This is a genomic window from Nocardia cyriacigeorgica (genome assembly GCF_010868145.1).
Lineage (GTDB): Bacteria > Actinomycetota > Actinomycetes > Mycobacteriales > Mycobacteriaceae > Nocardia > Nocardia cyriacigeorgica_D.
Genome location: NZ_JAAGUY010000008.1, coordinates 57,074 through 81,659, shown reverse-complemented (window position 1 = coordinate 81,659; position 24,586 = coordinate 57,074). Strand labels below are relative to the sequence as shown.

General features: G+C 65.1%; 2 protein-coding genes (1 of these 2 only partly in view). Both read left to right on the top strand.

Annotated elements, in window-relative coordinates; translation table 11 throughout:
* The first annotated feature begins 120 nt into the window (after positions 1-120).
* Positions 121-1,875 (top strand): WXG100 family type VII secretion target, encoded by a 1,755-nt coding sequence (locus tag GV792_RS12400; protein WP_163824242.1) that lies wholly within the window; start codon positions 121-123, stop codon positions 1,873-1,875.
* Positions 1,875-24,586, top strand: the 5' end (the start) of a protein-coding gene (locus GV792_RS12395; RefSeq protein ID WP_163824241.1) for an MFS transporter. Its footprint extends 40,138 nt past the window's final position; 22,712 of the gene's 62,850 nt are visible here — the first part of the coding sequence; the start codon lies at positions 1,875-1,877; its stop codon lies beyond the right edge, outside the window. Before GV792_RS12400 ends, GV792_RS12395 begins: the two co-directional genes overlap by 1 nt.

Below are 24,586 nucleotides of genomic sequence, written 5' to 3'. Positions count from 1 at the left end.
TGTCCCGGTAGTCACCACTCTTCCCAGGAGAGGTAATAATTCATCGCAGTAAGCCCCTCGTGATCGGGCACAATTTTCCTCTCTGATCCGGTGCACTGTCATGAGGAGGGTTCATCACGGATGAGCCAGCCGCTGCACATCGACCCGGACCGGATCAACGCTCTGATCTCACGACTGAGCGCCTTTGCCACGACAGCCCGCGATCAACTCGGCACGCTGACGACTGGGTTGGACGGACAAGGCGAGCCCTGGGGCACGGACGAGCCGGGGAGAGCCTTCGCTGAAGGCTATGAGCCGCGCGCCGAGAAGAGCATCACAGCGCTGAGAAATCTGGCAGATCGACTGGCCGAGGCAAGCCGCCAGGTCCGCGACTCCACCCAGAATCTGTACGACACCGACTACGACAGCGCCCTTGAAATCGGCAACGCTGACCCCTACTACCTCGAATTGAGCGGTCCCCCAGTGGGTCCCGCTCAGACCATCTACTCAACACCCGAGTCCGCTCCGAGCACGAACGTACCGATCGACGTCCCCGGCGGATACCTTCCCGACACGGCTGAATCCGACACGGGACCGATCGTCGGCGACACCGACGCGAATGTACCGGTCGATACTCCAGCGGATCAGCCGTTCGACTACGTGCCCGAGACCTCCGATCCTTCCGCCGAGGAGGGGTTCGATCCGACAGCGAACCCGATCGACTACCCCGGCAGCGCCGATGGATCCTACCCTGATCCTTCTGGTGGCCAAGGGAATTCGCCGTGGACTGCGGCCCCATCGGGCCACAACCCCACCTCTCCACCCTCAGGTGATCGCGGCGCGTCCCAGCAAGGCCAAACCCCCCCGGCACCAGGCACACCCACATCCGCATCGGGGCGCGGCGCCCTGGCCGCACAGGCCCCGACGACCGGCGGTGCCGCGAAGCCAGCGGATTCCGGTGCACGGCCTGTGGGAGGACGCCCGTCGGCGGAGACACCATGGGCGCGGCCCCAGGCCGCGACACCCTGGGGCCCCGGCGCCCCCCGATCGCGCCCACCGGGTACGGGCAGCCCGATTATTCCTCCAGGACAGACCATCCCGCCGCGCCGCCCCGGCCGCGATCAGGGACCGACACCACCCCCGACGCGAGACAAGTCCGGCAAGGCACGCCGGACGAAACGAGAAACCACCGCACGCGTCTCCGCCGGTCAGCCGACGACCAACGCAGCGGCACTTGCCGCCGCGCAGGCCCTCGCCGCCCGGCGCAACCTGCGGATCTCGGGGTTCGACACCTCGGGGATCGCCGAACACACGGTCGACGAGATCGCCGCCGCGGTCGACGACGTCCTCGGCAAGTACCCCTACCTCGTCCTCGGCGGAATCGAGATCGCCGCGCGCACCGACGGTTCGATCGCCGAGGTGATCTGGAACCGAGACGACACCGGCCCATGGATCTCGCTCGACTCCAAGCTCGCCGCGGATCCCGATCTGTTCGATACCACGGTCAAGGCGGCCGCCCAGGCTGGGCTGATGCCACCGGGATCCGAGCAACGGCCCATCTACGCGACCGTGGTCCACGCACTCGGCCGGATACTCGTCGCGGCGGCGGGAACGCGTGCACAGCAGCTGGCACAACGCTCGCTGATCACCGAGTATCGGCGGATCAGCGGCCCATGGGACCGCGGCGACACGCTGGCCGGAGTTGTCGACGGATACCGGACCTGGCGTGCACAGCTGGGCCCGAACAGCTTCCACAGCAGACGTTTTCACGCTCAGACGGCGCTGGAAACCGCGTTCGCCGAGGTCGAGTTGCGCGGTAATGACGCGTCGGGCCCGGCGAAAGCGCTACACCGGCTGGTCGTCGAGATGCCGCGTAGTCGTCCGGGCGGCGGGTGATGTTCGACCTTCCCGACTGGTTTCCCGACTGGCTGGTCGATATGGTTGTCGGCCACATTCCGGAAGGCGACCCGGATGCCATGCGCGCCGCCGCTGAATACTGGCGGAACACGGCGAAGGAACTGACCGAGCTGGGCATCAGCATCGACGAGATCGGTCGGCACGGCTCCGATCTGGGCATATCTGGTGAGTACGCCGATCAGTTACGCGAGTGGTACCGGGAGTGCGGAACCGACACCAAGGAACTGTGTCTTGACCTAGAGGCGCGCGCCAAAGATCTCGACGATGGCGCACTCAAGATCGAACACCACATCTATTTGGTCCAGAGCATCGCCTTTGTACTGATCGGCATGATCCTCATCGATCTGACCAGGCCGCATCCGGCAACCGTGCTGGTGATGATGCAGCGTCGGCTCGCCGCCAGACAAGCGATGACGCTGTCGCTGCGCAATCTGGTGACGATGCTGCGGCTGGCCAACGCGAAATTCGCGGTGGCTTTGCCGAGGTTGGCATTGGTGACCAAGGGCACCGTGATGGGCGGTGCCATCGGCGGCGGCACCCAGGTATACGCGATGGGCCGACAGATGGTCGAGGGCAATCGCGACGCGATGGATTGGGAGCAGGTAAAGATCGGCGCTGGGGCGGGCGCGGTCGGCGGCGCTTTCGGTGCCGCAGCGGGTGGCGCCATCGCCCACAAGGTGATGGGGCTCGGCGCCCACGCGGCCTCGACGACCACAAGGAAGGCCCTCCAGGTCCTCGGCATCGTCGCCGCCGGGGCAGGCGGTGGTGTTGTCGGTGGTTACGCCGGCGCCAAAACGGCGGAATGGTTGTCCGGCCGCGAACTCACCGACAAAGAGATGGCCGCGATGATCTGGACCGGGCTGGGGTCCGGGATCGTCGGATCCGTCGGCGCGGCCATCCGCGCGGGGCGTACCCCGCCACCCGGATCCTCCCCCACCGGAGCGCCGGCCGGCCCATCGCCCTCGAGCTCGAGCTCGACACGGTCCGCCGGGCCACCGCCACGGCTGAGATCCTCGGTGACCGGATCCGACGGTCAGGCTCCCCGTCCGCGCGACATGTCGCCGGAAGGGCAGATCAGAGAGCTCGGTCGTGAACTCGCCGGGCGGATGAGCTCGGAAGATCTTCCCTCAGGACCGCACCGCGACCTCGTCGCCGATTTCGTCGACAGCCAGAACACATCCGGCGGTCCGCGGTCGTTCCGCGAATCGAGCGTCGCCGAATTCCAGCAGCGCGCCGATGCCCACTATCGGCAGCAACTCGCGGAAATGGGGATCGGCGAAGCGCCCGGACCGAGGCCCCTCGGCGGCGACGCCCCGGGAACCGCTCCCGGTCAACGCAATTCACCCGGTGCGCCGGAATCGGGCGGATCGGGCCCTGGGCATTCCACACCGGTCCCGCACGGTGGTTCCGGACCGAGTCAGGGAAGCGCTACCGGTGTCCGGGAATCGGCGCCGCCGCCGACACGAGCCGTCTCTACCGCCTCCGATGGGGCAGGCACACCGAACGCCTCCGCGAACGGGCCCACGGCGCAGACCGGCCCTCGTGGCGGCACCGAATCGTCCCAGCCGACCCGCAATGTCACGACGACTTCCGAAGGCACTGGACGCGTTTCCGCACCGCGAGATGTTGCGCCACCTCCGTCCACACAAGGATCCGAGCCGGGCCATGCCCGCGCTCTTCCCGAGTCCGGTAGCGGGGATGGCACGCCGGTTCGCGGCACGGGAGATGCGCCAGGGACAGCCGCGCCGGAAACGGTCCCGACGCCGGAACCTGCCGGCCTGTCAGGTGATTCACCTACGAACCCCGTACGCGAATCAACAGAGCCAAGTCCCGTATCCCCTTCGACAGCCCACGGGGATTCGACATCCCCGTCCGCGCACGAGGTCCCCGCGGGGCTGCGCAACTGCGCCCCTGAAGTCGCGTCCCATATGAAGGAGACGACGGGATACGACGGCATCAACACGTCGCTGATCGACAGCCAGGAGGCCCGTCTTCGAGGGGTCACGGTCGAGCAGTACGCCGAGGCCCTCGGCGGACATTGGCGCACCTTCGAATCACCACAGGCACTTGTCGACTACGTCGCGAACAACAATGCGAAGGTCGCCGGCGGCCTTCAGTTCAAGGACGGGGCAGGCGCACACGCGGCGGCGTTCAGCCGAAACAGCCTCGGCCGCATCGAGATCCACGAACAGGTCGGCAATATTCGTCGCCGAACCTCCGGTGATCTGGTGATCGAGTGGACCGTCGACGCACAGGGTAAGCAGACCGGCCCCGATCGGGTCCGGATCGAGGACAACGCAGTCGAGAACTGGCTGCGGAAGATCTCACCTCACGTCAAGGAAACCCTCGGCGTCGTCTTCCTGGAAACCGCACCCGACAGTGGACGCTGGCGCCCGCAACTGGAGCTGGCACCGGGCGAGGCAGCGCAGCAGAAGCCAGGCTGGGACCGACTGAGCGGAACGGACCTGCTCGAGCGCGGCGCCCCCGCTCCGGATTCGACGACCGAAACCCCACCGATAAACCGGGAGCAATTCGAGGCGGCGTTCCAGCGCGATCTGGAGCGGCTCGGCGTGATGACAGCCGAGGAGCCGGACGCACCGACGGCAATGGGCCACCTGAGCGGCGATGCGAGCTCGACGATGACCGCAGAACCGGTTCCGCGGTCCGCCGGCGACACCAACAACCTGGGGACTCGCGACACCGGCACGCAGACGCCCCGCGATACCAGCACTCCGACAGCCCGCGACGCCGACAACCCGCTCCCCCGCGACGCCGGCACATCGAGAGCTCCCGATACCAGCGCACACGCGACCCGCGACTCCAGCATGCCGGCTTCTCGCGATACCGGCCTGCAGACGCCCCGCGACACCGGCACACAGGCCTCCCGCGACACCCAGGCGCCAGCAACGCGCCCCACCGGCCCCGCGGAAACCCCGCCGCAGCCGCAGTCCACTCCCGCCCCGCGCGCCTCTGCCACAGCTGCGGAGACGACGTCGACCGTCCCTGCCGCGAAACCGTCAGCCACGCAGTCCCCTTCGCAGACACCCGACACCCCCGCCACTGTCCCGCCCCGTGCTGCGGACGCCACCGCCACCGCACCGCAGGTGCAGCCGAAAGCGCCTCCGGAAACCACCGGCTCGTCCTCGATCGGTAGCGACACCGGAACCACCCGAAGCACCGCCCCCGACACCTCACCCGTCCCCGAGGCCGTCCCGGGAACACCGGCGCCCAACGCAACGGACCCCGCGGTCGCGGCGTCTGCATTGCCCTCGCCGACGGCGGAACCTCAGGCGACCGCGTCGACATCGACCTCAGAGGTTTCCTCGCCCTCATCGCCGGCAGCGGGAGCGCAACCGCCCGCCCACGCCCCGTCGGCATCCTCCTCGTTGACGCCGTCGGCAGCGACAGCCGCGGCAGCGCCACCGTCACAATCGACAGCGGCACAACAGCTCCCGGGTTCGACCGGTCCCAGCACGGCCGATCCCATCCGAGCTGCGAGCCCACGCGCCGCCCACGCGCCTGCGGCACCTTCGACGGATCCGAGCTCGGTCCCTGGATTGATTCCGCCGAGCGCCGCCCTCTCCACCGCGCCTCCGACCGCTGGCCCGCTCCCACAAGCTTCGACCGCATCGCAGCTCCCGGCGACCAACCGAACCCCCGTCGACGACGATCTCCCGGACGAGCCCGAGGAATTCATCCCGCCGAAACCGAGCACCGTCGAATTCCCCACGGGCACAGACGCCACCACTCCACGCATCCCCGGCTTCCCGCTTGGCGATCCTCCCGAGGAGTTCAAGCTCCCACCACCGGCCATCTATACGAACCCGGCGTTCCCCCTCCCGCCGGAGGAGGACACCCGCAACAGAACACCGATTGTCCCCCGGCCCCGAGAGAGCGGCTCCCTGGACTCATGGTCCAACCGCCCGCGCTTCACCCCGGACGGCGGCCAGGAAGAACACGATCCCACCAGCCCGCTCACCCCCGAACCGGCGGTAGGACCGGAGATCACGCCGATCCCCCGCCCGCAGGCAGCACCGTCGACATCCCTCGATGCCAGCCCGACGACCGTCCCCATGGATGCCGGTCTCGGCCGGAAGTACCCGACCGATTTCGACGAATCCGCACCGGGAGCGCCCGGCAAGCCCGGAGGTCGGCCTGGCCTCAATCCGGACAGCCTCGAATACCTCGACAGCCCAGGAGTCGAAACCACCCAGGGCGGGGTGTCCGGCGCGACGCTCGCACCGCCGCCCCCACCGAAGATCAAGACCCGCCGCCCCGTGCTCTCCACGCCCGGCACCCGGCACAACATCCGCGGCACCAACCCGTTCCCGTTCGCCCCGGCGGAGGATCCGTGGTGGGATGAGGTCGATCTCGCGCAGCATATGAAGGATCTGGCGAAGGCGATCGCGGAGCACAACGCCGAGCTCGACGAGATCGCCGAGAACCCCGAAGAACCCGACGTCGACAACACCTTGCATCGCTTCGCCGAGTCCGGAAGCGAATACCGTCGGCTCGCCGAACAGCAGATCCTGAAGCGCGACAAGGAAGATCGCAATTCAGTTGCCGAGCAGGTGGACAACCTGATCACCGGCATGAAAGCCCGCCACGACCGCGAAGTCCTGACGAACAAGAAGCTGTTCGAACGTGTCGAAAAGCTCTATTTCCAGCGTGATGAGCTGGAGCTAGAGCCCGGCACGAAGGACTACCTGCAGCGCCTCTACCAAGACTTCCGGCACGCCGGAGTCAACTTGCCCTTCGATGGCAGATCCGCGCTCGCCGCCGTCGACGCGAAGCTCGCCGATCTCGTGGACGAGTACCAGAACAACCTGGTGCAGGCCATCGCCGATGCGGCTCGTCATGGATTGTCGGGCCTGGATCCCGAGCAGGCCGCCCTCGCTGCCGCTGACGCAGCCGGAATGATCGACTACATCCTGCAACTCCCCAACAGGCCGAGTGGCGGTCAGCAACCCTTTTGGTCGTTCGCCGATGCCGGGCCTACGGTGCAACTGCTGTACCAGGCGGCCAAGCGGCTCGGGAGCGGCGGCAGGTACGACAATTCGGAACTCACCGTCGAGCTCATGCGGTTGCTGGCGGACCGAGCCCGGATCGTCGGCGAAACGCACGACCCGAACCATGTTGCCGGATACACACCCATCAGTCCCGAGCACCGTTTCGCCATCCTGTCGAAGCTGATCCCCGCAGGCGCCGAGGACATCACACCCGACCGGCTCGTTTCGACGATGGAATATGCGGTGGCCGACCTGCTCGCCGCGGTATCGGAATTCGGAAACACGGCCGCGAACACCCCGCATCACCTCGAATCGGCAGCATTCACCTTCGATCGCGCCGACCGTATCGCCCGCTACCTGCTCCAGAGCGACGACTACGCGCACCGCTACCCCGACCTCGCACCCATCGCCCTCACGCTGTCGGCGATGAAGGCCGAGCTTCTCAATGGCATCCGCACGAAACTCGCTGAGCCCGAACTCGATACCGCTGCAAGCGAATACCTGAACCGCCTACTCCAGAAGTGGCAACCAGAACCGGCCCTGCCCGCACCCGAACCACCGGCACCGACCACCTCTCGTCGGCCCACCCGCTCGGGCGCACCGAGCGCCTACCCCGGCACGATGGACGCCGGACTCGACACCGGTCGCCCCACCCAGGACGGCATGGGCGCCCAGCCACATATGCCGTTCTCCAAGGGTGGACCGGCAGAGGGCTACATGGCCTTCCACACGCCGCCAGCCGGCGAACCGGGCGTCGGCAAGGGCGCGGAGAACGTGGCAAAGGGCAACAAGCAATCATCCGGCACATCAGCCGCGCAGCCTGACAAACTGTCGGCCGAACAGCAAACCGAACTCATCGACCACGCGCTACCGAACGGTCTCGCGGACACCCTGGCCCGCGTCGGCTGGCACCAAGCCCTGACCACCGGACTGCGTCGGGCAATCCTCGACGGCAACATTTCCGAGGGCCGAAAATTGGCAGCGGCTGGAGCGCTCGCCGAAAATCTCAGGACGACAACACAAGTACCTATATCCACCCCGACAGTCACCAGGGCCTACCGCGAACTCGCCGATCAGGGATATCTGGTAGCCCGCGGCGGAAAAGCGGGCACCGTGGTGACGAGCACCGACCATTGGCCGGACGAAGCGCCTGCCGAAAGATCGGTGCCGCTGTCGGCCCAAGAGCAGAAAGACCTCCTCGACGCGTCACTTCCGGGAGGCCTCCCGGAAGTCTCGACCCAATACCGCTGGCATACAACACTCACCGCCGGTCTGCGCCGAGCGATTCTCGACGGCGAACTTCGCGAAGGTCAACAGCTCGCGCCTGCCGAAACTTTCGCCGAAGAACTCCGGCTGTCGTCGCCAACGGTCCTTCGGGCCTACCACAAACTCGCTGAAGAGGGCTACCTACAGGTCAGACATCCGATCGGGACCACGGTGGCCAGCAGGGACCAATGGCCCAGTGGGCCAGCCGGTATCGAGGCGCCCCTCTCTGCCGAAGAAACGCTGACCATCCTCACCGGTGAACCATCACCACAATCCCTCACGGACACCGCCGCCGACATCGGCTGGCACGCCACACTGACACCGCTCTTCCGGCAAATGATTCTCGACGGCAACTTCGTTCCCGGCCAGAGAATGACACCGGCCGCGGAACTCGCCCAGCCCTTGCAGGTGTCGAAATACACCGTCCGCAGGGTATTCCGCAGCCTGGCCGACGAGGGCTACCTGGTGATCACCCAGGGCGGGGCCCACGTCACCGACGCGGACCAGTGGCCGACAGTAGATAGCGACGATTCCGGATCACCTGCACCGGTTGAGGTGCGGCGTGTGGTGCGGGAAGACGGCACAGCACCCGGTCAACTCGGCGAAGAAGGCGAACGCGTCGCCCCCGTCCCACTAACACGCAAGTGGGCCGAAGAAACGGTACGCAACAACTTCAGCTGGTTCGACAACTTCGACGACGCACGAGTCGGCATCGACGAATACATCGCCAACTCCCTACGCCACACCAACGGCGCAGTCGTCCTCACACTCGCCGAACGCCACGAAGACGGCCAACGCATACTCCGATTCACCGTCTCCGACGACAGCACCTACGTCCCCGAGCCAGGGGACCTCATGGACTTCGAAGCCACCCGAGGCCGCGGACTCGCCATGACCGTCATCCTGGCCGATGACACCGGCGTCACCGTCCACGACCACGGCAAACACATGTGGTTCGAATTCCACGCTCCACTCGAGGAACAACCCAGCCCGACAACCGATGAGCAGCCCCCCGCGCCAGCCCCCACCGAGAACCGGAGGCCGTCGGCCGGCGGCGGTCAACCCGGGGGTCCAGTGGTGTCCCTCCACGACGTCGTCAATCCCCTCGCGCGCGAACGCCGCCCCCGCACTCGCAACCCGTTCACGTCTGGTGGACTCGACCCATCCGTACTGAACCACACCCACCCCGAAGGCGACGGGCAGGAATGGGGTAGCCCCAGCTTCGATCACCATGCCCCTGCATCCACCCCGAGACCCTCGACGCCCGAACCGGCGGCGAAGGCCGCCGGCCCGACCCCCGCCGACAACCCAGACCCGGACACCACAGCGCAACCGACAGCGGCGGATCCGGCACAGACCGCATTGGACCAGCTGCGGTCGGGGGCAGAGACATTCGAGTCGTCGCCTGTCGATGACCCGGTGGGTCATGCGGCTGAATCCGCGAAGCACGACGCCGCATGGTGGGAGTCGTTGACCCCGCAGCAGCGGATCGCAGTGTCGCGCGCGCGTCCGGATGTGCTCAGCGGAATGCTCGGTCTACCGGAGTCGGTGCTGGACGAGGCGAGCCAGCAGGCGATGACGAAACGCATGAACGACCTGCGCGGGCGGCGTGCCGACCTGAACGAGGCCGAGGTACGCGAGCTGGGCAACCTCACCTATGCGCGGTTCGACGTGGCTGATGCGAAACAAGCCGCCAACCTGATGGTTCCGACGCCACAGGTCGATGTCCTGCTTTTCGACGGCGCCAATGAGCGCGCTGTCGTCCGGATCGGCGCCCGCGATGCGGCAACTCTGTACTGGCAGGTGGCGGATCCCGAGGCAACGTTGGCCGAGCTGGGACCGAATATGGAACTGGCCCGGCAACATTTCGAGACGGTATCCAGGACGGATCCGAACGTCGCGACGATCGTATGGCTCGGATCCGTTGCCGAGCTGGGCGGACGTCAGTTGGCCCAGGACATGGTGGCGCTCAACGCAGGTCGCGAGGTGCGGGAAGAGCTCGGTGGCGCGCCCAAGCCCGAGAACCGCATCATCGGCCTGGGTGATAGCTCCGCCACAATAGAATTCGCGACCGCAGACAGCCGAGTAGTCGTCGCATCCGATGCCGCGGCAGTCCCACCGGTCGAAGGACGCCCCACCGCGCCTCAGGGCTCGTCCGAATCGGTCATCAGAGTTCCGCTCGGCCAGGAACACAAGAACCAGGTATATCTGGCGAAGTTCCGAGGAAAACCCGAGCTGTACATCGACAAACCCGTTGCGGGCGAGAACACCGGCGTCGAATTACCCCCGTCTCGGCTCGCAGTGCGCGAAGTCGTCTACTACCTCCTCGCCGAGATCTTCGGCTTCGGGATTGTTCCGGCGACCGAACTGTATGATGATGGCGCTGGCTCCCGAATGCTCTACATTCGCGGTCTGCGTGATGCGCTGGCCGCCCAGGAGTATTCCTGGACCGACCGGGACATGCTCACCTATCTCGACTTTTTCTCCGGGGGTGTCGACCGGACCACGTTGAATTATCGCACCCTGCTGATTCCCGTCGACGCCCTCGAGCATCCGCTGTACCCGAGCGCAGGCGAAGAAATCCTGATCCACAACGGTGCCATTGTTCGCGCCGTACCGTTCGACCACGGAAACTCGTTCGGAGTCGATGAAAGGACATTCACCACCCACCGGCAGCGGCAACACGCCGACACCGGGCTCATACCGATCGACGCCAAGTCTTTCTTCGTCGCCGACGCATTGGCGTCGAACCGTCCGCCCCATCCTTGGACGTTGCAGAAGCTCCTTGCGGCCGACCCGGCGCACGTCGAAGCGATGATGACGCAGTTCGAACTGGAACCGGCGGCGATCGAACTCACCATGCGCCGGATCGAAGAGGTTCAACACAACGGCCGCAACTACCTGCAAGGTCGTCACAATGGTGTGCTCATCACCGGCGACACGTGGCTGGATCTGAGCCGATCGAATCCCCATCGCAAATGGCTTGTCCTGCAATCTCCCGCGACCGGCCCGGCACCGGAAACACCGACGGCGGGCGACAACTCCGAGCAGGTGCAGCTCCAGCCTGTAATCAGCGCGGACGGAACAACATCCGGGCACCACCCCCCAGCTGAGCCCGCCCCAATTGTGATCAACCAGCGCAACGAATCCCATGCTGCGGAACCCGCGCGTTCATTGCGGGTGGCAACGTGGAATATCGCCGGAGGACGCCGGTTGCGGTCCCCGGATGATCACGGCGAGGACGCGATCCCGTTCGACTACAGCGGCATTGATGCGGCGTATTTCGCCGAGCAGCTCCGCCACATCGACGCCGATGTGATCGTCGTGCAGGAATCCGAGGTCGGCCCGAACGGCTCGACCGCGCAGGAACTGGCAGCGCTGCTCGGCTACCAGTATGTGTACGAGACCGTGATGTCGCCGTCGCACATGGATACCAGCAAGATGCTGAGCCTGGCCGTGATCAGCCGAATCCCGATCGATGAAGCGAACGGGTACAAACTTCCCAGCGTCACCACGGTCGAACTACGGATCAACGGCCAGGTGGTGGCCCCCCACGATCGGTTCGCGCAGGTCGTCGAGATCGGCGGGATCACCGTGGTGAATACGCATCCGACGCCGCTGGGCTTCTTCGGGCACAGCTATGAGGACGGCGGCGGCGCAGTCCACGCTGAAGAGATCGGGCAGCTGCTGCGGGCCTTGGCCACCGGCCCGACGGTGCTCGCCGCCGACCTCAACACCGACCGTCCGCATGTGGTGTATCAGCAGACCTTCGACGCGATGGGGATGTCCCCCGCGCTCACGCCCGATGCCCGGACCGTACCGGGATGGGACGGCGCGCCCGATCAAGTGCTCACCTCACCGGAATTCGACGTCGCCGAGTCCGGCATCAGCCACACCGACACCGACCACTGGTTGGTGTATACCCATCTCGCAGTCTCCGACCAGCAGGTGGTCGCCGCGCTAGCCGACGCACGAGGCAGCGATGAATCAGCACCGCTGACTCGTCTCGAGGTCACGGTGAACGCCGGCGCGGCGCCGCATCCCCAGGCACGAGACGTGGTCCGCGCGATGCTGGCACGGTCTCCTCTCGAGTCGCAGACCGCAGCCGCCGAAGAAATGGTCGAGGCGCTGCTGAGCATTGCCGACGGCCCGGCCACAGTGCGCGCCACCTCGGGCGGGCAGGCAGAGGCACAGTGGGTGATCGTCGAGGTCACCGATCAGAACAGGTCCGTACCGGCCAGAGACACGCCTGACCCCGATACCGGGATCGTCACACACACCGACACCGGACGGGTGCTCGAGCTACTCGACGCGAAAGCTCGGACCTGGGGCATCGAACTGAACAAGGACGGCGACCGCACCCTGCGGTTCACCTTGGCCACCCCCGCGATACCGGTGTGGTCGTTGCAGGATCTGGGTGACCCCGTGGTCGACCTGGTCTTCGACCCCAACGAGATCGCGGCCGGCGGCAGTACTGTCGTTCGCAGCTTCGTTGATCTGCTCGAAGGTCTGGGCTGGCCGGCGGCTCAGGTCGAGATGGTCCAGCGGATGGTTTCGGAGCACTTCGGCAATGCCGCCCGCTACGCCTCCGCGGGCACGGCGTGGGTAGAGGCATGGATGCCTGGTTCGCGTCGTGACGAGCTGGTAGTCCGGATCTCGGATTCGTCCAGGGAAGTTCCGGCCTGGACCCTCATGGCCCTGGACGAGAGCACCGCCGAACAGGTCAGCGGAATCCCTGAGCACGGTGACGCCATCTCCATGAAGGGCGCCACCTCGATCGGCTACGAATTGTCGGCCTATGGGGAACCGGGCAAATCGATCGAGCTGAAGTTCCGGATGAGCCAACCGGAGCAGACACTTCCCGCGTCCGACACGCGCAGGGAGGTGGTCGGGGACCTGCGTTTGGAAGCGGTGGACTGCCTGGTCCGGGCGAGCAACGCGCTGGGCCATCTCGACCTGTTCCGCGGCAACATTCCGGCATCAGACGACCCACGGTGGGCGGCACTGGCCGCTTCCGTCACCGATCAACCGGCCACCACATGGAATCAGGTGGTCGCCGACCTGCTCGCGTCGACAACTGCCGATACCGCGCTGGTCTACGTGGAAGGGCCGGCTCGTCATCACGCCCTCGCGCTGACCCGCTTCGATCTTCCCGCAGGTCCCGAGATCGTCGTCTTCGACGGACGTCTGGCCGGCGCCCACGAATTGAGTGCCTGGGAGGCGCTCGCGCTGGAGGGCGGCGCGCACCGCGGCGCACCCACACGCGCCGTGCTGTTCAGCATGAACGACGAAGACCAGATGGGTCCCGACCTCAGTGGTCTAGCGTCGGAGGCCCCGCAGGGCGGCAAACCGGTCGAAGGCGCGCTCAGCCATCTGCCCGGCGATGAGCCGTCGAAATCCTTCTGGCAATGGCTGCGTGAGCATGGTCCGAAGAAGCCCGCGAACCAGGAACTCGCATCGCAGGCCAGGAACAGCATTACCACCTCTATCGCCGATAGCGCCGTGATGGTCGCCTTGCCGTTGACGCTGCGCGAATCGGGTGTTCCGTTGGATGAAATCGCCCTGGCGATGACCGTGCCCCAGGTGGCCGCGTTGATAACGCAGACGCTGATGGGGCCCGTTACCGACCGGGGCGACAATCGGACGGCGCTGCAAGCGGCTTCGGGGATCACCGCCGTATCGATGCTCGGCGCCGGCGGCTGGGTCCTGTTCGATTTACACGGGGCACCAATCGCACTCATCAGCGCAGCCACCGCGGCGTCGATCGCCAAGGCTGTCATCGATAACGCCGGTCCTGCCTACCGGAAGAAACTGTCCAATACGCCAGAGGATGAGGCTGCCACCAGGCGGTACAACGTAATACAGAATGCGCTCGCCAGCGCGGTCGGTAAAGCGGCAGGGCCTGTTGCCGGCCCGTTCGCGCTCGGCGTGAGTGCCGTGCTCCATCTGAAGAATTTGGCGGTGCTGAAAAAACTTCCCGCTATGCCGCCGGACGAGCAGAATTCCGACGACGAAGATCCGAAGAAGCGTTCTGGCGTACTCGATGGCCCTCGCCACATGTTCAGGGACCGGTTCATCAAGTACTTCCTGGTCCTGACGCCTCCGTCAGTCCTCGGCGCAGAGGTGGGGACCATCCTTTTGGTGGATATCATCACCCAGGGGGATTATTCCGTTGCGGTACAGGGTCTTCTCGCATCTGGGATCGCCACCGGCATGGTCGCAACCAAGTTGCTGGTCCCGGAAAAATTGGTCGAACGCGCGAAAATCGGACTAACCTATCCGATCTCAATGGCAACGTCGGCCGGACTGTTGCTCGCGTATGCGAACACCTCGAACCCGTATGCCCTCTTGGGAGCGATGGCGGCGGTCGGATCGTCCAATTATGTCAATAACATTGCCTACCAGGCACATCAGCACCGGGTGATTCCCGATAACGCTCTCGGTGGCGCCTCCTCGGCCCTGGGCATATTCGGATCCGTCGGAAGAATCGGCGCGGGCTTGACCATTGCTGCGGCGCTGCCGGTGCTGGGCAATTATTCAGTGGCGATGGGTGCGGCTGGACTGTTCGGATTGACCACCCTGGGCGCGGCTGCACTCGGGTACTCGATTCGCAACCAGACATATGAGACACCGGCGATCGGCGACGAATCAGCCGAGGACGCCGAAAACGGCAATCCCACCATCGGATACGGCGCGCTCCAACTCGCCCAGATATTCCACGCGCTCGGCCTCGGCGGTGCCCCCGAACCCGACCCGACCGCCCCCCACTGGGACGCCGACGACAACTGGAAACCCCTCGAGGCCACACTCGGCGCCCAACTTCGGCCCGTCTCGACCGAAGGCGACCCCGTTGCCCGAGTGGTCGAAGCCGTCCGGACCCGAGGAAACGGCATCGATAGTGCCTTCATGTCCATCCGTCAGGGCACCAAGGTATCCGACCTCGCCGTCATCAATGTCGAAGGCAATACTCTGCTCTTCGGGCTACCTGCCGAAGGATCCGACGCTGAGATCGACATCCCCCGCATCCGAACCGTCAGCGAAGGTGAAGGCACCCAGAAGATTTGGCCCGCACTCGGGAATATCGACGAAGCCTTCGTCGCGTTCTACGCCATCGACAGCCAGGGCAACCCCGTCCCGCGTGATCTGGGACTCCGCGCTCGTGCGAACACCCGGCACCCCGCCAAGATGCCGAGCCATTCCGCTGACGACAGGCGCACCGAACAGATCGAGAGGTATCTGGAGGGTCTCGACGGGCGACTCGCCGAGCTGAATGAAGAAGCGCATCTTCCGCAGCCGCTCGAGGAATCGGACGAAGCATGGCAGGCACGCTTCGATGCCGAGATCGAGCGGACGGAATCAGCCGCGCGCGAGGCTGCCCGGGTAGTGCGCGAGGCGTTGGCCGCGCCGCCGGCCATACCGATTGATACGAATGCCGCGCCGCGCCGTGTCATCTACACACCGTCCAGCAGCTCCGAGTCGTTCCAAATGCTGCCGGACGGCGACCGCCAACGTTTCGGCCCCGTGGTGACGTATCACCGCGAGATCAAGCCCATGGCCGCAGCCGGCCCGTCCGACGGCACCGCCCCACACCAACCGCCGGCATGGCCGGTACCCGCGCCAGTCGTCATGGGTGACGCCTCGGTTCCACAGCAGGACCCCTGGAACGTATTCGGCGTTGATCCCCACAGACGCATGCGCAGCGATGACTGGCAGGCGCCAACCGTTGCCGCCCCACCGCACAGGTTCGATCCGTCGGTCTGGTTCGCGGGCGAAACCGGTCGACCGGGTGTCTTCACCGGTAACGGGCCGGAAGAGCCTCGACGGTCCGGAACCGATATCCCGACGCGCCTTTTCGGCAAGGTGGACGAGGCACGCGATCACGGCCATGGGAGGCGAGCAGACGCCAATAGCGAAGCCGAAGAGCTCGCGACACTACAAGGTCTCGAACCTCCCCAGCTCATCGATCCGGCAGTCCTGGACACACTGCGGGCCAGCCACGCGCAGGCGGCGGCAGACCTTGCCCACCGACTGAACATCGATCCATCGGCGGTCGGGCCTTGGATACACGGACTGGTGCCCTACCTGGACCTCGACGGCGCCCCGGACGGCGACCGCCTCTCCGATGCTGCCCAGAAATACGCGGACCTGGATGCCCTGCTCACCGCGATACAACACGTCGACGATGTGGATACACTCCTCGACCAACTCGAGCAGACGCTCGAATCGTGGCGTGCGGTCGATGCGCGCCTGCGAGATATTCGCGATGAGATCGCGGATGCGGCGGAGGCGGCTCTCGAGGCCGCCGGTGTGGTCTCTCCGATACGTACCGATCCCGTGCGCGCGGGCAGGCTGAACCAGTACGCCACGGAGCGCCAGCTGCTGAGCGAGCACCTCGAGGACATCGCCGACCGGCTGCTTCTTCAGCGACCGGAGCCCCGGCCGCTGCTGCCCGAGGATTGGCGCGGCGAGGACGTCGACCTGGCGCTGCTCGCCGATGACGCGTGGACCAAACTGGCCACAATCCGTGGCCAGTCCTGGCAGGTCAGCGGCTTCCTCGGCGAGGTTGTCCAGGGCGCGAAGGCCTTCGACGCGCTCAACCGGGAACAGAAATGGTCGCTGGTCGGTGACCTGAAGCATGATCGGTACGGCATTCCCGCGCGCTGGCGCAACCGCGTGGCCAGGTTGGCTCTGCTGGACGACAAGCAATCCGACGATGCGGAGAAGTCGCGTCGGCAGGCCGAGGCCAACGACGAATTCGATTCCATCGCCCTGGAACTGCAACGCGACGTAAGCCCCGACATCGATCCGCGGCGGGCGAGTCTCGCGACGGCCCTCATCGGTCTCGCGGCCGCCGAGCACCAGGTAGCGGAGCTGCCCGGCCACCCACATGTCCATCTCTTCGACCGGTACACGGAGAATTTCGGTGGCCCTCCGCATATCGCGATGGCGATCGGCGATGTCGACGCCGCCGACGAAGTGCGCGTCCGGATCTTCAGCGATGGCATCACCCCGGCATTGATGCTCGAGGCGGTCGATCGCGCGACGGCAGACCTCGCGGAGGCGGAAAGCACCCCGGGACGACGGGTTGCCTCGGTGATCCTGCTGACCGAGCCCGCTCCGATAGACAACGCGGCCAACCTGGTCAAGGAATACGTCCTCGGCTTCATCGGAACCCGAGAGCATTATTCGAGTCAGCCGGGTGGCCGCCCGCAACTCACGAAAGTCGGCCTGCACGCAGGCGACGCCCCGGCCGAAGCCATTGTGCGCCAAGCAGAACAGGACCCGGAGCTGGCGGGCCGGATATCCGAGCCGGCCGGGCCATCGACCGACCTGACGCCCCACACGGACGGTTCCGCCGGATTCCGCATCCACGATCGTCCCGTCGTTCCCCGTGACGACGGGGCACTCGACCTGCTGCTGGAGGGCGAATACGTCAAGGATTGCGCGACACAGGTCGTCGGCGAACTCGCCCGCGGCGGGCTCCCGCTCGGGCTGCCAGGCAGGCCCGGCGAGCACGGCGAGATGTTCGCGCCGGAGTTCAGCCGTGAAACCGGTGCTCGGTTCGAGCCATCCGGCTTCGTCGGTGACAACGAGCGAACCGCCAGGGACAAGGTTGCCGACCGGCTGACGGAGCTGGGCACCGGGGCGCGGGTGGCGTTGGTGGTGCGGCGACCGGCGCGGGTGGGCGCGCATATGACGTTGTGGAAGATCGATGAGGACGGCGTTGTCTGGGAACGCGAAGTTCGCGGGTATGACCCGACTGAGCAACCACTCACCTACCGCCCACGCGAGGTGCGCTGGACACGATACGAACGCGGTACCCCGGACGAACCAGGCGCTGAATACTTCGGCACCTCCTACCGCCAAGAAGAACACGCCAAGGTCGGCACCATCCTCCGTCCAGTGCTGCCGTACGACCCGAACGACCCCGGCGACCCATCCGCCGACTTCCCGATGGATCCGATCGGCGCCCTGCCAGGAAACGACCAGCCGGTTGCTCCGGTCGGAGTCCCGCCCGCCGCACTCCGGTCGCTGGCCAACGCACAAAGTGACGCCGAGGAGGTTGTGCGTGCAGCGCTACGGCCGGTCAATCGGCTCGGCATCGATACCGCGCATCTGATCGGAAAGAGCACCGAAGAAATCGCCGACGCACTGAACGGCATTGTGACCGATACGCGGCGCGGGCGGATGGACGGGGCGCTGCGCAGGCTCGTCATCGACGGTGTCATCGCTCGGGTCCTCGCCGAGGATGCGGAGTTCCCCACAGCCACCGACCTGTTCGGTGTGCTGCGGGAGCATATCGACGAATGGCATCGGTATGTGGACGAGATCCGCAATGTGTTGCCGATTCTGGCGGCAAGACAGGTTCTCGCGGCGGAGGGGGCAACGATTGTCGACGAGGGTATCGGGCTGCTGCCGGACCCGGAATCCGGTATCGGTGAGCGGGTCGTGGTCGTGTCGCCGATGCTCGGACAGATACGGCTGCTCAACACGCTCGACCCCGAATTCCGGTGGAAAGCGGCCGAAATCGGCATTCCGGTCGAGTACCGACACGTCCGGATCGATGATGACGGGCAGGTGCGGGTCGAGCAGATCTCGGGTAGCAGCCTCGAACCACTCTGGGGAATCGGCTATTACATCAGCGCAGAACACAGACTGTGGTTGAACAGCCTTGTCGATGAGCGACCCTTCGCGGAGAAGCTGGCCGAGGCGGAGAACTCCGGCGTATCCGAGCGCCGGGTTCTCAAAGGTGGCGGAACCAACACGACCATGTCGGAACAGGTCGTTCTGGTTGTCTACGAGAACGGCTTCCACGCGGTCGAAAAAACGGTGCGCGAGGTGGACCATGCCGACGCCGAGGAACTGGCCACACTCCTACTCCACGCCGTCGGCGTGCACGCCCCAGGCTTGGTACGGCGTGGTCTCGTTCTCCTCACCGAGTACGTGCCGGGTGTCGTCAGCAATCCGATCGGAAAAGACAACTGGCAGAGCTACCGGGATCTACCTGACGCACAGCGGTTCGGACTCGGCGAAGTCCTGACCCGGCCGTGGGACCGCTATGAGGGCGGGAATCTGGGAATCGACCACGGCGTCCGGATAATTCCGATAGACCATAGCAACGCATTCACGGATAGGTGGCCGGTCCCAGGCTTCGCGGACACTTTCGTCGAATGGCGCAACGATGGCAGACAACATCGGCAACACAGCTTCCCGCAAGCCGAACTCGCCGAGATCCACAGCCGAATAGCTGCCCTCGAGTCCGACTTCACACGGTTGAACCGGACGACCTGGTTCGAGGGCGTGATGTCCCGGCTGGAAGTGGTACAGAACAGTTTCGAGGACGACACGGGACCGCGGTCCCTCACCCTCCCCGAGGTCATCGAAGAACTCGAACGCCTCCGCAACGAACTGGCCGAGCGGTTCGAGCTGCCCGTCGCTGAAGATGCGGAGGCAACTCCTCGGCAATGGCACGAGGCCGCCAACGATCTGCGTCGAGAACTCGCGTCGCGCAATGACCGGCAAGAGCTTGCCGACGTCGACCGATTCGACGATCTCAACAAGCTGCTCGTCGCCGCATATCTCTTGCAGACACGGGCCATGGAACTGCTCGAAACCGATGACGTCTGGCCGGGGTTGATGGATGCGTACCTGGATACGCTGAGCTTGCGACTCGCCGACCTGGCGGAGGGCGGACGCTACCCGCTACCGAACAACGAGTCCGACGCGGAATGGCAGGCGCGGTTCGATCGCGAAATCCGACCGGCCGAAGCGGAGCGGGCGCGCGCGCAGAACCGGCATGAGCAAACCGCCGAGCACAGCGACCTGAACCAAGAGGCCAACCATCTCGCTCCCGACCGCCACACCCTCGTCGCCAAGCCGACCCGTGCAGTCGGACCCGATGGACACAACCCGTTCGTCTTCAACCGCTTCAACGAAGGCATCCCCGACCCGCAACCTCGAAACGAGCCCGGAAAGCACGGTGACGCCCGCAAACCCGGACCCGAGTCTCGCCCCGCGTCTCCGGCCGCCGGATCCGAGCCCAGCCCTACACCGCCACCTGGGCAGCCGCTAGGGGCGGGCACGCACTCCGGGCAACAGCTCGAGGTGCCGGAGCCCGCGACGCCGCCCACAGCCGCGGACAATTCCAGTGCCGAACCCACCACCGAAGTCGGCGAGCCGATCACCTCGCTGTGGAAGCTGGTTCGCGACGACAGCAAAGTCGGCATGCGGTTCGGCTCCGAGTTCCTCAACGCAACCGGCTCGTCGGTCATGGTCGTAGCACTTGACCAATGGCTCATGGAAAATTCCGGACCCTTGGTGGCGAGTATCGTCGGGGCACTCGCCAATGCGCCGGCCTTTGCCGGCGCGCCGATCGCAGGGTGGTTGACCGACCACTTCCAGCCGCGGAAGCTGATGTGGGGCAGTGCATTCGTGGGGGCAGGCACAGCCGCCATAGCGACGGGCGCGCTCGCGTCGGGAACGTCCTACACCGTCCCCATCCTCATCGTAACCACATTCGTGGAAGCCAGCGCCTCCGTCGTCTACGGAAACGCCTCCGCGAAGGTACTCAACAAGATGGCGGGCGATGCACAAGATGGACTGAGCCGGTACAACAACCTCAAACAAAATGTTTCCCGAGTCTTCTCGAGATTGGCCGCTCCCGTCGCGCTGGAGATCGGCACCTTTGTGGCCCCACTCTTTAATCTCGGAACGAACGTCGTCAATCTTGCAACGATGCCCGGAGTGCCGGAGCTTCAAACCGAACCAAGAAGTAATACCTTTCGAGAACAAATACGTGACGTCATAGTCGTGGGGCCTCGTACAATCTACGGCGATCACATGCTCCGCTATATCAACAATGCCCATGCCTTCACAAATCTCTACCTCGGAATGCAGGGCGGGCAGTTCACCATGCTGCTCGTCAATTCCGGGTTGTCGGGTACAGAGATGGGTTTGGTAGGGACACTGGTTCCCACCGGAGCCGTACTGGGAAACTTCGTCCGCACCAAATGGACGGAAAACATTCGGATCAAAACCCTTTCCACGATGAGATTGGCCGCGCTGGCCGCGACCGCCGCTGTGCCGGCAGTAACCGACGATCTCTGGTTGACCTCGGGCGCACTCGGGGCCGGTTGGGCGGTCATCGGCGCGACGAGTATCCCTATCGGGACCTATTCGCGCAGGAAGACCCCGGTTGAAGTACTGGGGCAGGCGAATGCCACCCGAAGTATGACGATGAGCGGCGGCGTCGCACTTGGCGGACTGGCCAGCGGCGGCGCCCTCGAACTGTGGGGGCAGGGGCCCGCTGGGACAGCGCTCGCTGTGGGAGCGGGCGCAGTCGGGGCCTGGACTGTCCTGCAACGCCTCTTCGGCCGTCACAAAGCCCGCACAGTCCTCGACTGCATCAATCAAACCACCCAAGCAACATGGGCATTCGGACTCGACCACGGCACCAAACTCAAACGAGGAGAGAACAAACCCAAACACCTCGCCAACGCCATCGGCGCTCAACTCGTCGAACTTCCACATGACGGTGACCCCAGAGCCGCCATATCCGCCTACCTCGACACAATCGCTGACAGCGACAGCCCCGTCGATAGCACCGTATTCCTCTACGACTACGGCAAAAAGAAGGGAATGCACTCCGCCGTCGCCACCAACATCGGCAACGGAAATCTCCTCATCGCCGACACCAACATCAAACGCCCCAAGGGCGTCCTCCAAGACGACCCCGACGACCCCGACCGCATCCCCCGCGTCCGCATCCGCACCCCAATCCACACCCGCACCCCCGGCGACACCCACGAAGAATATGAACTGCCCTACGCCGACGACATCGAAAAGATCTACGTCGCCGAACTCACCACCGACGACAACGGCAACCTCACCAACCTCCACCCCGTCGATCCCGACGCACCCGCGCCACGCAAGAAGGGGAAAGTCAAAGGCCGACCCAACGGCGATGAAAACAGCTCTATCGATCCGAGCGTGGCGGGGCTGCTGGATGTCCTGGACGAGTCCCGAGTCCGGTCGGCCCGCAACGGGATTTCTCTCGAGTTCGCGCACAATGCGGTAGCGCCGAACGCATCGCGTCAACTCATCGAGAGTCGTCAGCTGCTCGATGAACTGCTCGACCACATCAGACGTCCTGAGACCGCGGACCCACGCCGGTTCCAGCTCTTGACGCACCTGTACCACGCGGTCGAAGCCTGGCACGCAACTGCCGTGCATGAACGGCATGCGATCGAAGGCCGGATCAGCCACCTTCGCGAAACCCTTCGGCCTTCCACCGATCAGGACCCGATCGGCAGCCCGTACCCCAGTACCGCCGAGGGCGGAACAACCCTGCCGGAACGGGTTCTGTTCGAGTCCAAGAAATCTTCGACGGATTACGCGAGCAGACTGCAATACGGGCGCGAGATCTGGGGCGAGGTCGTCCCGCAGCTGACCGATGCGGAACTCGCGGCGATGCGGCCCTACGCGATCGATCCGTTCGGGCACGAATCCATCGTTCAGCTGAATGAAGCCCTGCGCGGCGAACGCGAGCTCACGCCGGAGCTCACGCAGACCCTGGCAGCCATCAATGCCGTTCTGGCTCGCCGACCGCTGCCGGAGCCGATGGTGGTGAGCACCACCCTCCCTGCATATCTCGTCGACATGGCGAATGGCCCGATCGAGCCCGGTACCGAGTTCCAGCTGCGCGAACTGAGCCTCGCGATGACGGGAGTGTCTCCGCCTCTATTGGGGGTCCGTTTCAAGGTCGTGCTGACCGTACCTCCTGGTACCCCGACCTTCCCATTGTTCGTCCTGCCTTCTGCGCCGGCGATCCTCCCATTCCAGTTTCTTCCGAATGGTCTGACGATCCGCATCGACCGGACCAGAGACATGGGCGACGACCATTGGCTGCTTCATGCGACGGTAGTGGCGGGTCCAACAACCCCAGTCGGCGCCAAGGCCGATGTCGCAACGCCAACCGCGGTTGCCAACGCCGCACCGCGACCACTCGATGCAACGCATCAAGAGTTGCATGACTGGGCCGCATCACTTTCCGACGCTGAGAGACAGCGCCTGATCATCGATTTGACTGCCGAGATCACGTCCCACGTCGATGCTTTCCAGCGCGGCGATCAACCGCCGGCCGCTTCAGCGATCGGCGCAGCACGATTGCTGAATGCGGCGCTGTGGGAGGAAAGCCACAACTTCCATGCGCATACACATTCTGGTTCCATCGCCGACTACTCGACGTTGTTCCAGACTGCTCGTGATCTCGCGAATCGAATACCTGAGGCCGAGGCACTTCATTCTGCGGCGAATGCGCTGTTCAACCTCGCGGGTACCTTCCCGCTCGGCACATCGCTTGCCCCCGAATCATTTGCCACGCCGTATCACGAGTTGAACTTCCTGGATTCGCTTCCGATGCACCTGGGGCGCATGGCCGATCTGATGACGAAGGCCGTGCACGCCACACCGTGGTCCGGCGAATCCTCGTTACCATCGAATGCGTTGCCGGCCCCGGCCCACGTTAAACCGATCATCGATGCTATCGACCAGATCCATGGGCTCGACAGACATTTCGAGATGCAAACCACCGAAGGGACCGACTGGTCGATCTACTTCGACAGATATCTCGCATCCAATTCTGTCAACGGATTCGATGCAGATGTAAGTCAGGCTATCAGATCACTGCATTCGACGTCCGAACAGAACCACCCTGAAATCGATCGTTCGTTCCTGCAGAACATTCTCACGCTGACAAAGTACTATCTAACAAGAACTCTGCAGCATGAGGCCGCATTCGACCTATCACAAAAGATGGACCGAGCATTCGCAACTGCTGCCTATCAATACCCTGATGCGACGTCGTTGAACAATGCGGCGAAAATCGTTCACTTCCTGCACAAATCGATCGTCGGCCGGAAGAATGATCCGGAGAAGTTTACCTATCCGCTTACCATGCGGAACTTCGTGTTCACGCATCTCGTGCAGTACACGAAATTCAACAGCTTACTCGAGCGGGCCGTCGGCGAGCTACACCACGGCCAGCCGACCGGTAGCCCGTGGGCCGCCGTAGACGTGACCCCAGTGAACAGCGCACCCGCACCGATCGACCTACCTGAGGCCGGAGCGCCGGCCTCACCATCCGAAGAAGCCACGTCGGAACCGGTCAGCGCCCAGGCAGTATTCAGCGACACGTCCACCCGGATGCCGGCAGCGCCCGGCGACCATTCCACGAAGGCGCAGGGCCCGATTGCCGCCGTCAGCGACCTCGGCGTGGGCCCGGAACACGGTGGCCGCGACTCGAACGAGGATGCGTTCGGATTCGTGACGGTGACCGTGGACGGCGAACCGGTCCAGCTCGCCGCGGTCGCCGACGGGGTCGGTGGTTCGGCCCGTGGCGGGGAGGCCGCGCAGAC

What these genes read in the sequence shown, in the direction of transcription:
- GV792_RS12400 (WP_163824242.1), top strand. Translation starts at nt 121, where the DNA reads ATGAGCCAGCCGCTGCACATCGACCCGGACCGGATCAACGCTCTGATC.